Here is a 16,680-nt window from a genome sequence, read left to right on the forward strand (position 1 = left end):
TCGGCTCGCCCTTCCAGAAAAAAGGAGAATATGGGGTGGGAATGGAATATAGGGCAAAAACAAAAAGACCGCCCCCTCTCGCAAAGGTATGCGGTCTATCTGATACTCTACCCGGTTACCTGACTCACATTGTTGGTTCAGCTTTTCAAGCTTGCAGCCTCTAACATTAAATAAAATTGATGATGAAAATGCACTTCATTATTATATATTTTTGTAAATAAACCCATGCACTTATCTATGGTTTCCCCAGTGAACGTTTGGGACATGATGGCTTTATTCGAATAGAACCTTACCGTCTTCCAGTCATTAATAATTTGGTCCAGTAACGGGTTAAGCGTATCCTTGGCATTGATATGATCAAGGTTATACTTATAGAGCGTATTTAACCTGTATTTCTCAGAACATTTTCTATAAATAGTACTGCTTAGTGTTTCTATAATCGTTTCATTGGTTAGAATGAGCTTGTAATTTTCTGCCAACAACAATATATTATTCAAACCTTCCGTGATTTCATTTTGATACCTGAACATATTTTCTACAAATGCATTGATGCTGGTGTGTGCTGACTTCTTATGGTTCAAGAGCTCATGATCACCGGGGGACACTAGTGCATATTCCCAAAAGTAATTTGGCATCTTAACGTGTTCCGATGTCAGGCATGATATTTTAAATTCTGAAAATGGCAGAGAATATTGTCTGTATTCTGTAATATCATCAACCGTATATATTTCCCCGTTCGTAAGATTGAAGCCATAGACAAAAACAGGGTGCAGTCCATGTTTTTTGTTATAGTAAAAGTCTCTCCCGCGTTGATAAAATAAATCAATAAAAATGGAAATCGGATGACCCCTAGAAATAGAGTTTATGATCTCATCTTGTAAAGTATTTAATGCAGGAGATGTTCTGCGAACAGAGATCCCCATTTCCTCAAGGATCTTCTCTTCCTCCTCGAGATCCAACACCTCTAACTTGAAATATCCTCTTGTTTGTATTTTTTGTTTATCAAATCTATAAATACTAATGACATTATTCAGAATCGGCAGCTCATCTTTTTCGAAATAATTGGCAAGCGTTAATAACAAATTGTAGTCGCAATTAAAATACGGAAAATTATGATGAGGAAACATTTTGATCATGCCGTCGAAGGGTTGAAAGGTATCCAGGGAAATAATTTCATCCATACAATATTTCTCCTATACTAAAGTTATTGTCGCTATCACCCAGCCGATATGTGCATTTGATTCAACGCGTACACATTATAGTAATTTGGGATATTCAAATCTTCGTAGTAATCAATCGAGACATTGAAGCCGTTGGTTCGGAAGATGTTTTCGAGCCTGCTGATGTGCTCCCCGTCCAGTCCGTGTACCTCCATTACAATTTGCCTGATTTTGCCCCAATCCTCCGGATCGATGCCTTCCAGTACCTCGAACTCACTTTTTTCCACGTCGATTTTGAGCAGATCAATTTGGTTCAGATCGTAATAGCGGATCATTTCGGAGATCGTAGTTAGCTTGCATCGATGGATTTGTTCATTAAGAAGCTTCGGCGACATCAGATGATCGACAAACCGGTTTAGCATGCGCGGGTCGGCGAAGTCATCCCGGTAATGGTTGATTAACCCGTACCGGAGATCCTGATCGTGGTTCTCCCGGTATTTGATCTGGACAGAATCCGTGGACATTGTAGGAAAATAGGCAAAGTCCGCTTCCTTGATCTCATTGGAAAGCCCGACGTTAACCGTCGTTACGCGAGGCAGCGAGCCCGTATTCATCTTCAAGAGTTCAAACGTCGGAGGCAGCGGCTCAAACGCATATACCCTGCAGTTGCTCTTGCTGCTGACATACAGGGTGAACATGCCGATATTAGCCCCGACATCCATGACCGTGCCATGATCCGGGAGCGTAATCCCGTGCTTGAAATACATCTTCTTCTGGAAAATCTCGTTGTAGAGGAACTCGGTTTCTCCTTCGTTGTTTTGATAGATTTCGATCCCGTTGTCCAGCCGTTTCTTGGCGATGGCCTCTGTCTGCGGCGAAAAGCTCTTGTGCTCCATCCTGCTCATCCGATTCACCTTCTTAACAATTTTTTTGGGGCATTTCTCTAACTGCTGGCGCTCTCATAGTGTTTGACGGCCAGCTTCCAGAACAGCCTGACCACTAGAAGCGATATCACAGGAGCTGCAAAAATCCATATCCCAAGGAACAAGTCCAACCGGTCGATCAAATAAACCGATGGCATGTTGGTGATAAACAGGATAGGCACGACATACAGTCCTATTCTCCGCAGCCATTTGGGGTATATGTACATCGGCATATTGTTCAAATCCCAACATTTGTCCAGTATGTCGAAGATCGAACCGGACTTCACCGTCCAGAAGGCAAGAATCTGCGGAAGCAGAAGCACCGAGTAGGTCACGATCGTGCTGCTCAAGATCACGCCGATATATCCGGCCAAGTGGATAAAGCTTGGCTCGATGCCAAGACGCCGCCAGGCCAATACGATCATCGTGATCCCGGCGATGAGGTTCGGAATCGGAAACGCGAAGTTCACGTTCCGGAATGAAATCATGAACTGCAGCGATAGCGGCTTGGTCATATACAAGTCCAGCGTCCCGTTGCGGATATGGCCGGCAAATCTATAAAAGTTATCCATAAACAGTCCTGTATAGATTGCGATCATAATCGTATAGGTCCCGGTGAAGATCATCATCTGGTCAGGAGAAATTCCGTTAATTTCGATCCCTAGCTGGTAAACGAAGACGATATAGATCAGCTTGGACAACAGAAATACGGTCTCCATGATCAAACCGGAGTAGAAATTCGCTTTGTATTCCATGTAACCAACCAAGCTGTTCTTCGCAAAAATAAAAAACATGCGTACATGCTTCCGAATCTCTGACAAGCTGATACTCACAGATCTAACCTCCAACGGCTACATATTTCTTCATCCCGGAATCCCAAGACAACTTGGAAATGATCATAAGCACAATTACCCAAACCGCCTGTAAGAGGAGCCCGGGCACGATTTCATGAATCGTCAAGCTCCCATTGATGATCTTAACCGGGAAGTATACGACATATTGAAACGGTAAGTAGCTGGAAATTCTGGCAAACGTATCTCCGAAAATATTAATGGGAAAGATGGCGCCACTGAGCAGATAGACGCCTTGGTTGAACGCGATAAAAACGCCCCAAACCTCAGTAATAATGAACGCGAGGGCACTAATCGAATAAAAAAGCAGGAAGTTGATGAGCAGCCCGAACAGAATGCTGACCAGGAACAAAACGATTTGCCCCACTCTAAGCTGAAACTCCCAAATCTGAGTGAACACAATCATCAGGATGACGAATAAGACAAGGACGACCGCGGTCTGAACCGTTTTCCCGCCGAAAAAATTGCATATCCGATAGCTGAAATAATGAATAGGCTGAGCGATAAATTTGCTCAGTCCACCCGTCTTGATATCGTTCGCGACCTCCCCTTCGAAGCCGGCAGAAACCAGCTTGGAGACGACGCCGGACAACACGGAATAAATGATGATCTGCGAATACGAATAGCCGTTAATAATCTCCTGCGGCGAACTGCGAAACACGGCTGTCCAGAGGAAGCATTGGACGAGTATGATGAAGCCGCCGCTGATAATACTCATCAGGAAATCGGTCCGGTATTCCATCTCATTCTGAAGCGCAAGGATGTACGTCCTCTTATACTTTTGCAAGGCTTTCATGTCTGACCCCATCTTTCTGATATAAGCTTTCGATGCCTCGCTCGACAGGTATATCTTCAACGGTGAAATCAAGGATCGGGAACCGGTCCAGCATCATCTTGGAGAGTCGCTGAAGGTCATGCTTATCGATCTCCATAACGGCATTCAGGCCGTCATGCTGAGTAATAACGCCATAGTCGCTTAGCGCTTGCCTCGGTACTTCGTCCGTAAATTGCAGCTTGATAATCTTTTTGGCATGGAACAGCTCGTTCACCCGCCGGAGATCGCCGTCGTATACGATCTTCCCTTGATTGATGATGATCGTTCGTTTGCACAGATCCTCAATATCCGCCATGTAGTGGCTTGTCAGAATGACCGTTGCCTTCGTCTGCTGGTTATAATACTTCAGGAACTCCCGAATGCGCTTCTGCGAAATCAGATCAAGTCCGATTGTAGGCTCATCCAGGAATATCACCTTGGGCCGGTGGATGAGCGACGCAATAAGCTCCATCTTCATCCGTTCCCCCAGCGAAAGTCTCCGCACCTGAATGTTGAGCAGGTCTTTAACGTCAAGCATCTCCGTAAGCTCATCCAGGACAAGGTTGTAGGGCTCATCCTCGACCTCATAGATGCATTTGTTCAGGTACAACGATTCATTCGCCGGTAAATCCCACCACAACTGCGATTTCTGCCCCATCACGATCGAGAACTGCATCTTGAATTCTTTTTTTCGCTCCCAAGGGACATAGCCTAATACCGTCGCCTGCCCGCTTGTCGGATACAAGATGCCGGACAGCATCTTCAGCGTCGTCGTTTTGCCGGAGCCGTTCGGGCCTAAGAATCCGACCATCTCCCCTTGCTCGATGACAAGTGATATTTCGCTAACCGCTTCTTTGATCAATGATTTCCGTTTCACTAAATTTTTGAGCGATTTTTTAAGCCCCAATTCTTTTTCGTAATACTTGAAGCTTTTAGACAATCCTTCCATCTGGATAATGCTCACTCATGCACCTCATTTATGTGAATTTAGAAGAGTTATACACCGTGCAAATGCAAAACACTGCACTTGGAACATGCCGGTGTCAGTCGTTCGTCCATCATTTCCCTTATTCTTCTGTAGTTCATGCTATGCCATAATTCCTGTACAGACGCTTCATGTAATTTGCCGATCTCGAACTCCTTGAAGAATTTACACGCGATAATTGTTCCATCGGGCGTAATGTCCATCCGGTTCGAGAGCGCCAGGCACTTCTTGTTCATCGTGCCTTTGCCCTCCACCTCTTTGCCGAGCACGAAATCCTCGATTTGGTCATGATCCAGATTCGGCTGGTAGCGCAAACGCATTTTCCAGACCCGATTATTGACCCGGTCCAACTCGCTCATGAGAGCAGGAATACGCTCCGGATCGAGCTTGTAGTTAAAGGCGTGCCAGCTTCGTTCGCCCCTGTGCTCGCTCGCCGGAAGGAAGTCGAACTTCTCGTCAAAGTAATTGTCCATTCCCTGCGTGCATTCGTCCGAGATGTACCACGGGAAGCAGACCATGACCATATCTACACCGACGCCCTCCAGAAAGTCCAGCAGATCGTAAAGCTTGTCAGTCATACCATCGTTAACGACGGTATGGATCGTAATTTTGCCCTTGAACCGGTTTTCCTTGCGCAGCTCGACCAGCTTCCGGATCGCATCTATCGCCTTGCTGAATACCCCTTTGCCGCGAAGCGCATCATTCTCTTCTTCGAATCCATCAAGCGCAATGAGCAGCTCCAGGTTATCGGAGATTCTCTGCAAGGCGTCCAGCTTTCGCTCGATCAGCACCGCATTCGTACAGATCGTCGTCTCCCGGGGATAGGCTTCAAGCAAATCGGCCAAACGGTCGAAATGGCTGTATACGAGCGGCTCCCCTCCCCAGATATAGAGTCTCGACTTGGCTGGTTCCGTCTCAAGGATCAGCTTCTCCAGCAGCCCGTAGTCGAGCTGTTCCCGCTGCTGCTCCGGTGTCATGAAGTGATGGTAGCCGGTGTCGTTCCATTGATAGCAATGCTTGCAGCGCAAGTTGCATTGGTTCGTCAGTTTAATCCCGACCGACTCCGGCAACGGTGTCGCGTAACCCGCTATTTTCTCCGTGTTCCGCTTGGTTTCCAACGTATTCCTGATGGTACGTTTCAATATTTGCAAATCCTTTGCGGAATGCTTAATCTCTGATTTCGGATTCATATCAACACACCCTTCTTAAATGTGATAGGTCATTCACATGAATCAGTAGATATAATACCTTGAACAAGCCGTACAAATCGGAAGCATATTTTTTTTCATATACGCGCGGTACTCTTTGTACTTGCCGCTGCGCCAGATATCCAGCAAGCTCTCTTCATTCACGTTGCCGAAGGTCAAATCATAGAAGGCATGGCAGGGCGAAACGTCGCCCCTTGCCGTAATCTCCGCATAAGTCCATGGAAGAGAGCAACGGTTTCGTTTATCTGCCATCTGATGGAAATGTCCCGAGAAATAGTTGTGCAAGTTCTGTTCATCTATCGTCTTCGGATAGGTAATCACATCGATGCGGTTTTTCAAGCAATACTCTTTAACCTTATTGAGCTGTCTCGTCAATTCCGGAATATCGATCTCGCTGAACGAACTGATGTCCCGCCACACCATCCCCTTGGCATAAGGAGCTTCATACACGCCGAATTCCCCACTAAGAACCTCCACATATTGGGCATACTGCTCTTCCGTGGCATAGAGCTGCACTTCCATGCTGATATGGTCCAACATCGACAAGTCGATATGCTTGAAGAAAAATTCCTCGACATACATATAGTTCAAGGGCGTAATGATAAAGGATACACCCATCTTCGGAAATTGCTTGCCTTTGCTTTGCCGGAGCTCATAGAGCTTCTCGATTCCTTTGATTACTTTCTTGAATACGCCTTTGCCTCTCTGCCTATCGTTGATCTCCTCAGGGCCGTCGAGTGACACCCAAATCTTATTAGGCGGAGTCTCGACTAACATCTCGGCATGTTTCTCAAGCAGTGTGCCGTTCGTGGGGAAGTCCGCTACGCTTCCATAATGATTGATCATGGCGAGAATGTCGCTCAGCCAAGGGTACATCAGCGGCTCGCCGCCGAAGAAATCGTAATACGGCTTGCCGGGGCTGCACTGGGTGATGATCTTTTTGATCAGATCCGGGTCCAGCTGCGCTAATGTTTTTTTGCTTTTGTAGGGCCCTTCTAGTCCCCACTCATAGCACATCTTGCATCGCAAATTGCACTCCTCGAGCAGCTGCAAGACGATCCATCTCGGATAGCTTGTCGTATCTTGGGCGACACTCAATTTATTAACACTCATCGCATAACCCCTTCTGCCATTGAAATCTTACCTCTTCATTAACGCGACTCTCGAACAATAATGATCCACATAATTCGTCCGTTCGCCGGGTCTGTTCTTGATCGCTTGATGCATCTCCTTAAGGACATCTACGGAAAAATCCATCTCCCGCCACTTCTCGTAGCGTATTCCGTACCCAAGCGACTCCCACAATTCCAAATTGCTACGCTCATGACTGCCGAACGGCTCCAGTAGAATAAGAGGGGTTTCGGATGCAAGCGAGTCGATCAATGTGCCCGCTCCCGGCTTGGCCACGATAGCCATCGCCTCCGAAGCGACGTCAAATAACCAATGATGATCAGCCTCAGCGGCGTATGATTTCGTATCTTCTCCCGCTATTTCAATGTATGGCGGGAACTCGTGCAGGCCGCTTCCGCTCTTCACCCATGAACACCAATCCGGATCGTTCATCCAATACCGGTGATTGGGATCGGGCTTCGCTTCCTTCCAGTCGTAAGCTACGATATCAAGCCCATAGTTATGGCCGGCAAGCTCCGGAACTTTACTTTGATAAGTGCCCATCCCCCAGCCGCCGCCATGAACAACAAGCCGCCGCTTCCTTGATTCGAAGGGTATTGGCGTACCAGGAAGAACCGGGATTTCGTATCGAATCGCCATCTTATCGGTGTCATAGAGACAAGCATTGTAATAATGCTCGTCATACCGGGGATGATACTTCTTCAGGCTCTTCCAAGACGGGGCCAAATCTGAATCGACGTAGAGCAGGTCTACATGAATTGAATTCGGCAGCATCTTCTCCCTGTACAAATCCAGAATATAGCCCCAGTGTCCGGATAGTGATATGAACTCGTACCGTTCTTCCGCTTTCCACGCCTCCAGCAATAGCTCTACCTGGGCATAATCAATGCTGCCCCGGATATCCATCGGCATTCGGGCCGAAAAATTGGCAAGCGCGAAATCATTGTGGTAAGCCTTCCTGCTGTCTGCAATATGATCCCTTTTGTCTTGCTCCAAATAGCTTTCGAACACGAGCACTTCCGTCGCGATATCCCTCTTCTTGAAACCGCTTGCAGCTAATAGGCCGGGAATATAGAACCCCAGACCGAAACCCGAGCATAGAATCGTTACTTTCCGCTTATTCATAAGCTCCCGGACACCCTTGCGTCTATCGTTCATACAGATGCCGTCTTCTGCAGCTCCGAGATATAATTGCAGAAGGTTGTAACCGACTCCAAAAAATCGAAGTCGAATTGTTCAAAATCGATTTCAATATCGAAACGCTCTTCCACCTTTAATAAGAAAGTAATTAGCTGTAACGAGTCGAGTCCCCCGTCTTCCATGATGCTGGAATGCTCGTTCAAGCGGTTTGCCAGCTGGGCGTCGTCCTTGATTTCGCTTATCATCGCTATGATCTGTTCTTGCATAGGTACCTCCCGTTTAATGGATATATTGACCTTGGTAATACTGGATCGTTCTAGCGAGTGCATCCTGCAAACCGATCGCCGGTTCCCAGTCCATAATAGTCCTTGATACGGTAATATCCGGCTTCCTTCTCCTAGGATCGTCTTCCGGCAGCGGGAGAAACTCGATCTGCGCGTTGGACTTCATGAGCTCCTTCAATACTTCGGCGACTTCAAGGATGGTGACTTCCTGCGGATTCCCCAAATTGACTGGCTGTTCATACGTGGTGCCCAGCAGTCTTATAATCCCTTCCAGCAAATCGTCGATATACTGAAAGCTTCTCGTCTGTCTGCCGTCGCCATAAATCGTAAGGTTGCGCTTGGACATGATTTGATTAATGAAATTGGTAATGACACGTCCGTCATATAAATCCATCTTCGGGCCGAATGTATTGAAGATTCGAATGACCCTTACCGGTATGCCGTATTTCCTGTTCATCCAGTAGGTGATCGCCTCTGCATACCGCTTCGCTTCGTTGTAGCAGCTTCTTGATCCAATCGAATTCACGTTGCCATAGTAGCTCTCCGGCTGAGGGTGAACAGTTGGGTTACCGTAGATCTCGCTTGTTGAAGCCAGGAAAAAAGCGGCCTGCTTTTCATTGGCCAGATGCAGCAGATGCATCGTTCCTTCGCTGTTGACCCTCATCGTTTCGATCGGATAGGACAAATATTTGGGCGGGCTGGCTGGACTTGCGAAATGCATCACCCAATCGACAGGACCTTCAACTGCGAGCGGATAAATGACGTCATGCTCGATAAACCTGAAATTTGGCGACCGCAAGAGATTGTCCATGTTGACAGGGGACCCGGTCAGAAAATTATCGACACCAATAACGGTATGTCCTTCCCGCAGCAGCCTCTCGGCAAGGTTGGAACCGATGAAGCCTGCGACTCCTGTTAATACAATGAAAATAAAGATCCCCCCATTGCCTAAGGTTGGTGAACGGTGCTTGAGGTGAGTGGATACGTGGTGGTTGTGCTTATTCCATACGCTGTACCGAAACGATTATAATCCCGGCATCACTCCCTCCATAGATATACCTGGCTGACATCCACTGCGCCCTCGATGTTACTGAATGCCTACCTGATTCAGCCATCGTTCAAGGAATATGGATTCTTCATTTTCTATATTCGTAATCAGTGTTTGTAAGTTTTTGGAAATTCTCGTGTCCCTTGTCAAATTATATTTCATTGCTACATTCACAAGGATCTTTGCCTTAAGCTCAATGGCTGTGAATTCATCTATATGCTCTTGATTTAATTGATTTAGATGCCGATGATCGTACAAATACTTGAATCTCAGCGTCATTATCTTCTTATGATCATAAAGTAAATGAAAGGGTCTTATATCAAGCATAGCCTTATGTTCCGCTGTCTCTTTCACATAATTAAATAGAGTGGTGTATATTTGCATGCCGAAGTCAAGATGATCCCTGTCGCCCCCATAGTTGAACATCTCCCAATATTCCGGCGTTCTCTTAGTGAAATAATTTCTTATAGAATTCACTAGGGTATCTGCACTGAAATTATCCTGATTTTGTTCGTTGAATTTATACAGATACACCATTTCTCTCAGATAATCATGATTGGTTGTTAGATGATTAGTGTTGAACGCAAGATTGAAATCGGCAAATGAGATCTCAGCCTGACTGTACACGCCGTTCTTAAAGAAATCGGAAACATACAATATCTCCCGATCTAAATCATAGCCGTACACAAATATGTCATGATGCAATTGGAGTCTATGATATCGGTCGCTTAGCGGCACGTAGAAATAATTGATCATGGTGTGGATATAGTTATTGGCATTAATATTTTCTATAATAAAATGAATAACAGAGTCCCATTTAGTCGTTACAGTATCTCTATGTATCTTCTGAGTCGAAATCCATTTGCAACCATCCGAAGGCCGCAGCTCATACGCCAGAGGGAAATAGAAATCTCCCCAATGATGTTTATAATCTTTGTTAATAAATAATTGAATATAATTGCTGAATATCCATGGGTGCGCGCACTCGTAGTGGGTAAGTATGGACAAGAGATGGGCATGTTGCGTATAGGTTGTAATCATCGGATAACGGACCGGCAATATTTCGCTGCGCAATGTTTGAGTTGTATTCTTCAACTTTTCGTCCCCCCTATTCCTTTAGCAATAAGCGCTTCGTGCTTGCCCTGTCCAGTTTTCCTGTTTTTGTTTTTGGAATGTCATCTACAATCCTCCATTGTCTAGGCACTTTATACGAGGATAAATGCAAGTTGCAATGTTTGGTCAGCGCATCTATATCAACCAGACATTCTTCACAAACTTTCAGAAAGGCGACGGGTACTTCGCCTAATAGATCATCGGGCACACCAACAACCATGACTTCCTCCACTTCGTTCAAGCCATATAAAAACTCCTCAATTTCTTCCGGATAGATATTGATACCGCCGGATATAATGATATTTTTCTTTCTGCCTGTGATGATGAGACACCCTGATTCATTCCAATATCCCAAGTCTCCTGTCTTTAACCAACCCTCAACAATGGTAACGTTCGTTAACTCCGGGTTCCTGTAATAACCGAGCATCACATTCGGGCCCTTGACCCAAATTTCTCCTGAAGCAGCAGGTCCTATAACCTCATTCTCTTCTTCGTCAACAAGCCGGATAGAAACGCCACTGACGGGTGATCCACAGGATAAGCAGCGGTCTCCCCGGTCCATCATGCTCACCCGCGGAGAAGCTTCTGTCAATCCATAGGTTTGAATAATGTCCGCTTGGGGGAATACAGTCTGAAGATGGTCTACTAATCTCGCGGGAATCGGCGCACCGCTTATAACAATAAATTCAATGGAATCAAAGGCACTCCAGTGGGTTGTCTGATGATAATCGGAAACAAAGTGCATCAATTGCGTAGGCACCGCTGAGAATGCCGTGACCGCCTTATCCTGAAACAGTCTAAACGCTGTGCGCGGCAGCAAGGGCAAGCTGATCAGCCTAATTTGGGTTCCAAATAGCATGCAAGAAATCAATTGGGTGACAATCGTAGAACTGAAATGAACGGGCATCGTTACAAGAAACGAATCTTGATCCGTATACCCGACCTTTTCGCCATGTGCCAACGCATTCGTTAATACATTCTCATGGGATAACATAACGATTTTAGATGGTCCGGTTGTGCCCGATGTAGGAAGGAGAATCGCACATAGATGGGGATCGGACGAATTCGTGAGCGAGATCGATTCAAACGAAGGCATCGGTTCTTGCGAGAAATCCTGAGCGGTAACCCAATGAATATGGCAATTTAAACCCGCAGGCTGTACATATTTGCTGATAACCAGCTTGGCGTCACTGGCATTTAGAATATTTTCAATCTCTGTTTTGGATGCCGAGTAAGGAACAGGTATTAGTACATGACCGCTGAACTGAATGCCAAGCGAAGCAGTAATGAACAAGGGCTCATTATTTGTGTATACCGCTATATGGCTACCGGCCTCAAGCTCAAAGTTCTTTTGGATATATAGAGCAATCAAGTATGCTTCTGTCATCACTTCCGCATAAGTCCACTGCTGCTTTAGATCTTGAAGGATAATATGATTTTTGCGATCACAAGCCTCCATGAATAAACGCTGAATGATAGTCATCATATCGTTTTCCCGGCCAAATAATTAAGGATTAATCCAGCCGTGGAGAACTTCTCAAACAACAGATCCTCATCAGGGATCGAGATATTAAACTTCGATTCCATTGAAACAATAAGCTTGATGAAGCCTGCCGAATCGATCCCCAGGTCCAGCAAACGGGTATCGGGATCTTCCGGATACTCGATGTCCAGCTCAGCAAAAACTTCATCTCTCAAGATAGATTCTATTGATTTAGACATCCTGTTTCCTCCGTTAGATAATCTTTAGAAAGGCTGATTAGAGAGGATAGCATACATGGTGATATTCAGTAATGAGTAAGTGAAAGTGAGTGTGAAGGAGAATAATCTCAAAACGATGGACAATGTGCATTCGCACTAAAAGAGTTGTTTGCAGAGATGCTGCAATTAATACTGGAGGCGGAATATGACTCGGTGCAGGAATGAAAAGCAGAAAAAAGCATTTTCCCAAGCGATAAAGCCCTGCTGAAAATGCTCTACTTCACTACGGTAAATGACACCCGTAAATGGATATGTTTAGTATAAATTGCAAATATACCAATTGTCAACAATTTAAAATTTTATGCAACACTAGTGAGTACGTCCTTTAGCTGAATAAAGAGGTATATCAGTTGATATACCCCTTTATCAATCTTATTACAATCCAATTAATCCGTTTCCATTTTATTTGAACTGGAACCAGGTTAAATTGGCAACTGTGGTTGAATCTGACTTCACAAAAGTAACATATACCGTATGGGTTCCTACCGCTGTCCCGGCAGTAAGCGGGATATTCTTGAGGGACCATGTCTGCCATCCGCCTGTGCTTTCGGCCGTCCAAGAACCCAGCATAGTGCCTGTAGGGCTATCCAAGTGGAATTCGATCCTTCCGCCGGAATTAGCGGATGCGACCTTCATATCAATGCTTGTTTTAGCTGTACTGCCAAAGTCTACATTTTTAAATGCGATATAGTCGCCATTACTCCCGGCACCCACATTCAGCCCGCCGTCAGTGCTTGACTCATAGGAAAGAACACCGGAACTAAGGTTATAGCCTTCTGCTTCGAATTTCAATGTGTTGAATTTTGGCTCTGCCGCATAGCTGTTCGTATCTGTTATTTTCAAATCTGTCAAATTATTCACCGCAACTCCACCGACGCGAACATTGTTCAATGTCACTCCGGAGACCGTAGAGGTGTCACTCCAACCCTTCATTATTGAAACCTCGCCCAGAGCGCGTAAATTGATATTATTATAGACCACATTTTTGATCGGACCGGTTTTTGCCGAAAGATCAAACCATCTGGAGTGAACACCGGATCTTGGCCAGAAGCCTTCTACATCTATATTGTCGAATACGATGTTCTGTGCTGCTGGAGTCCCATAGAGATGACCTACCGCTAAAGCGCGCCAGCATCTGTATACAAAAGAGTTTTTAACCACGATGCCATCCTGAAGCTGTTTCACTCCATCTCCGACCTTGAAGGCTCCGCATCTGCTCCAGGCCAAAGCATCATCCACCACTACATTTGACTGGTTCTCAGGAGTTCCCGGCCAGTTTGCAGCAATATCGGTAGTGGCTACATCCCAGGTCTTAAAGGAGTACGTGTCATCCTCCGATACGGCGACAGTGTGCTTTATGAGTACATTCTGGCTCTCCTGGATGTCTATTGCATCATTTTCATAATCAAGTTCATTATTGTTGAAGTGCTTAGTATTCTGGAAGGTTACGTTATTGGATCTGGTAACGATTGTAGCCCAGCCACCGCTGTCTCTGATGGTTATGCCGTCAACTGTGAAGTTGCTGCACTGCAAGGGGACAAGAATATTGTTCAAATAATTGTTTGTATTTCTCATATAATGGCCATTGCCGTCAATCGTTCCCCTGCCGTATATCTTAATATTGTTTGCATTGGTTTCGGTATAGATAAACCACGTTCCATCCTTATTTAGAGAATTCTTATGAAAATGGGTAGTGTAATCGCTTGGATTTCCTGAACCCCTGATCACAGAACCACCCGCCAGATAAACCGAAACATTGCTTTTTAGAACAATGTTACCGCTCTTGTACACGCCGGCTGGAACGTATACGATACCACCGCCTGCTGCGTTAGCCGCATTGATGGCATTCTGTATGGCAGTTGTAGCCAATGTGGCACCGGTACTGTCAGCACCGTACTGGGTTTTAACATTGAAAATCCCTGTACCGGAGGAAGCCGGAACATTGGTTTCAAGAGCATCTGCCGCGATAACCAGATCCTTCAGGTTATTGATTTTAACGATAAGATAGGTTGGCGATGAAAGGGTAAAGGTCAGTGTATTTCCGCTCTTAGTTGCAGTGATTCCCAAAGCTTTGGGAGAAATATTATAGGTATTGATGGGCTCGCTTGCTGTTATTGTGATTGTAGTCGTACCTGAAAAAGAGAAATTACAATAATTATAGTTTACAAATACCTCTGAAGTGTCGATTACCGGTATATTGGTAGAGTCTGCTGTTACCGTGTATTGACTGGTCGTGGTATAGACCGACGGTAACGGATAGCTTACAATTGTACCCGCCGCGCTTGCTGTCAAAGGAAAGACAGGTAACAGATTGGCCATACAAAAAATCAATAATGCACTTAATAACTTTAACTTCCTTAACATAAATAAACACCTCTTTCATATTTCATATTTTTTTAGAAAACACTCTGCCATCCCATTTGTATTCGCTTACAACCTGATTATAGTTTGATAGGCGCATCCGGATAAGGCGGGTAATCCCACATTAAGGGCAGATTTCTGCAGCAGCTTTATACAGAGAAGGGAGGCTGCTGAACAAAATCATCACAGAATAGCAAGCAAAAGCGCAAAAATAAAGACGCTGCGGGAAGTCATTCCCGAGCGCCTTCTTGCTTTCATTTATGTCGAATCATCACCTATTTCAGCTCCAGTACAGCCACACTCTCCACATGCACCGTATGCGGGAACATATCCACCGGCGTAACCTCCACCGTACGATAACCCCCGTCCTCCAGCACCCGCAAATCGCGGGCCAGGGTAGATGGGTTGCATGACACGTACACGACACGCTCCGGCTGCATCAGCAGGATGGTCTCCAGCAGGCGCGGGTCGCAGCCCTTGCGCGGGGGATCGACGACGATGACGTCCGGGGTGATGCCCTGTTCTTTCCAAGCCGGGATGACATCCTCCGAAGCGCCGACTTCGAACTTCACGTTGTTCATTCCGTTCAGCTTCGCGTTGGCGCGGGCGTCCTCGATGGCTTCGGGCACGATTTCTACACCATACACCTGATCCGCATGCTGGGCCAGGAATAGGGAGATGGTGCCGATGCCGCAATACGCATCAATCACAGTCTCTTTGCCGGTTAGCGCAGCATACTCCAGCGTTCTGCCGTAGAGCAGCTCGGTCTGCACCGGGTTCACCTGGTAGAAGGACCGTGCCGAGATGGCGAACTGCACCTCGCCAATGTAGTCGTAAATGACCTCGCTGCCCCACAATACGCGGGTATCGTTACCGAAGATGACATTGGTGCGCTGGGTGTTGATGTTCTGGCAGATGCTGACCACTGCCGGAAGCTGCTCGCGGATACTGCCGAGCCAAGCGTCCAGATGCGGGATATCCCGGCCGTTCGTGACCAGCACCAGCATCATCTGACCGGTGCGGAACGCCTTCTTCACCACAACGTGGCGGAGCAGTCCGCGGCCGGTCTCTTCGTCATAGGCGGTGATGCCCAGCTCACGGCCGAGGCTTTTGACAGCAGCAACGACCTTGTCGTTGTCCTCATGCTGGATCAGACAAGTCTCCATGTCGATGATCCGGTGACTGCCGCGTGCGTAGAAGCCGCCGACCAGACCGCCGTCGGTTACCCCGATAGGCACCTGTGCCTTGTTGCGGTAGCGCCAGGGCTCGTCCATGCCGAGGGTGGGCAGCACGCGGATGCCTTCGCCTTCCGTGACGGCAGCACTTGTTGCTTCTGCTTCCGTAAGGGTTTGCTCCGTGCCTCTTATTGGCACACCCGCCACCTCCAGCTTTCCGATCCGCTGCAGGTTGTCCACCACCAGCTGCCGCTTCCATGCGAGCTGCGCGGTGTAGTCCATATGCTGCAGCTGGCAGCCGCCGCATTGATCATAGATAGGGCAGGGTGGCGCGATGCGGTCGGGGCTGGCCTGCACCAGCTCCAGCAGCTTGGCGTAGCCATACTGCTTCTTGGTCTTCAGCACTCTGGCCCGGACTTTCTCACCGGGGAGTGCGCCCTGCACAAAAAGGGTAAAGCCTTCGACGCGGCCTACCCCTTCCCCTTCATGGGTCATGCCGATGATATCGAGCAGGACCTCCTCATTCTTGTTCACTGGCAATCCGGCCACAGCGGCCGGCCTTTGTTCCCGGCGGCTTGCGCTGCGTCCGCTGCGGTGTTTACTCATGTGTATTGGTTCACTTCTTTCATGTTCTTCACTATTCATCTCATTAATCATTAGGGTACTGACAGAACACACTCCTCTTCCTTACGGACCGTACGGACGTTAATTACCATAAAACTTATA

15 protein-coding genes are annotated in these 16,680 nt (G+C 46.7%); all 15 read right to left on the reverse strand.

The window, feature by feature from the left end; genetic code table 11:
- Positions 1 to 137: 137 nt before the first annotated feature.
- The 15 genes from C173_RS26745 to rlmD all read right to left on the reverse strand — a co-directional run bounded on the left by C173_RS26745 (position 138) and on the right by rlmD (position 16,560).
- On the reverse strand, positions 138 to 1,181 hold the full coding sequence (locus tag C173_RS26745) for a hypothetical protein (RefSeq protein ID WP_036730870.1): 1,044 nt from the start codon (positions 1,179 to 1,181) through the stop codon (positions 138 to 140).
- Between the two features lie 35 nt (positions 1,182 to 1,216).
- Positions 1,217 to 2,065, reverse strand: a complete 849-nt coding sequence (locus C173_RS26750) for an FkbM family methyltransferase (RefSeq protein WP_036730873.1) — start codon at positions 2,063 to 2,065, stop codon at positions 1,217 to 1,219.
- A gap of 38 nt (positions 2,066 to 2,103) precedes the next feature.
- Positions 2,104 to 2,916: an ABC transporter permease gene (locus tag C173_RS26755; RefSeq protein ID WP_036730875.1), complete on the reverse strand. Its 813-nt coding sequence runs from the start codon at positions 2,914 to 2,916 to the stop codon at positions 2,104 to 2,106.
- A gap of 4 nt (positions 2,917 to 2,920) precedes the next feature.
- Complete coding sequence (locus C173_RS26760; RefSeq protein ID WP_036730877.1) at positions 2,921 to 3,730, reverse strand: ABC transporter permease; 810 nt, start codon at positions 3,728 to 3,730, stop codon at positions 2,921 to 2,923.
- Positions 3,708 to 4,712 carry an ABC transporter ATP-binding protein gene (locus C173_RS26765; protein ID WP_155991656.1) on the reverse strand — a complete coding sequence of 335 codons (1,005 nt, stop codon included), beginning with the start codon at positions 4,710 to 4,712 and terminating at the stop codon, positions 3,708 to 3,710. The genes C173_RS26760 and C173_RS26765 overlap by 23 nt, the downstream gene beginning before the upstream one ends.
- Before the next feature lie 32 nt (positions 4,713 to 4,744).
- Entirely contained in the window at positions 4,745 to 5,923 is a 1,179-nt protein-coding gene (locus C173_RS26770; RefSeq protein WP_036730879.1) for a radical SAM/SPASM domain-containing protein, read from the reverse strand.
- 42 nt (positions 5,924 to 5,965) lie between these two features.
- Positions 5,966 to 7,054 (reverse strand): radical SAM protein, encoded by a 1,089-nt coding sequence (locus tag C173_RS26775; protein WP_036730881.1) that lies wholly within the window; start codon positions 7,052 to 7,054, stop codon positions 5,966 to 5,968.
- Positions 7,055 to 7,081: 27 nt separating this feature from the next.
- Positions 7,082 to 8,230: a UDP-glucuronosyltransferase gene (locus tag C173_RS26780; protein WP_235192036.1), complete on the reverse strand. Its 1,149-nt coding sequence runs from the start codon at positions 8,228 to 8,230 to the stop codon at positions 7,082 to 7,084.
- A complete protein-coding gene (locus tag C173_RS26785; protein WP_036730883.1) occupies positions 8,227 to 8,478 on the reverse strand; it encodes an acyl carrier protein in 252 nt (83 codons plus the stop codon). The genes C173_RS26780 and C173_RS26785 overlap by 4 nt, the downstream gene beginning before the upstream one ends.
- Positions 8,479 to 8,491: 13 nt before the next feature.
- Positions 8,492 to 9,433, reverse strand: coding sequence for an NAD-dependent epimerase/dehydratase family protein (locus C173_RS26790; protein ID WP_327196500.1), 942 nt, complete (start codon positions 9,431 to 9,433; stop codon positions 8,492 to 8,494).
- A 150-nt stretch (positions 9,434 to 9,583) separates the two neighbouring features.
- Positions 9,584 to 10,639, reverse strand: a complete 1,056-nt coding sequence (locus tag C173_RS26795; RefSeq protein WP_036730887.1) for a hypothetical protein — start codon at positions 10,637 to 10,639, stop codon at positions 9,584 to 9,586.
- Between the two features lie 13 nt (positions 10,640 to 10,652).
- Positions 10,653 to 12,143, reverse strand: a complete 1,491-nt coding sequence (locus C173_RS26800; RefSeq protein WP_081751357.1) for a class I adenylate-forming enzyme family protein — start codon at positions 12,141 to 12,143, stop codon at positions 10,653 to 10,655.
- Positions 12,140 to 12,379 (reverse strand): acyl carrier protein, encoded by a 240-nt coding sequence (locus tag C173_RS26805; protein ID WP_036730891.1) that lies wholly within the window; start codon positions 12,377 to 12,379, stop codon positions 12,140 to 12,142. The genes C173_RS26800 and C173_RS26805 overlap by 4 nt, the downstream gene beginning before the upstream one ends.
- A gap of 441 nt (positions 12,380 to 12,820) precedes the next feature.
- The gene (locus C173_RS26810; protein WP_051478462.1) at positions 12,821 to 14,737 is read right to left on the reverse strand and encodes a carbohydrate-binding protein; all 1,917 of its coding nucleotides are present in this window, start codon (positions 14,735 to 14,737) and stop codon (positions 12,821 to 12,823) included.
- Between the two features lie 317 nt (positions 14,738 to 15,054).
- Positions 15,055 to 16,560: a 23S rRNA (uracil(1939)-C(5))-methyltransferase RlmD gene (gene rlmD / locus C173_RS26815; protein WP_036730893.1), complete on the reverse strand. Its 1,506-nt coding sequence runs from the start codon at positions 16,558 to 16,560 to the stop codon at positions 15,055 to 15,057.
- Positions 16,561 to 16,680 lie beyond the last annotated feature (120 nt).

Origin of the sequence: Paenibacillus sp. FSL R7-277, from assembly GCF_000517965.1 — a bacterium.
Lineage (GTDB): Bacteria > Bacillota > Bacilli > Paenibacillales > Paenibacillaceae > Paenibacillus_AQ > Paenibacillus_AQ silagei.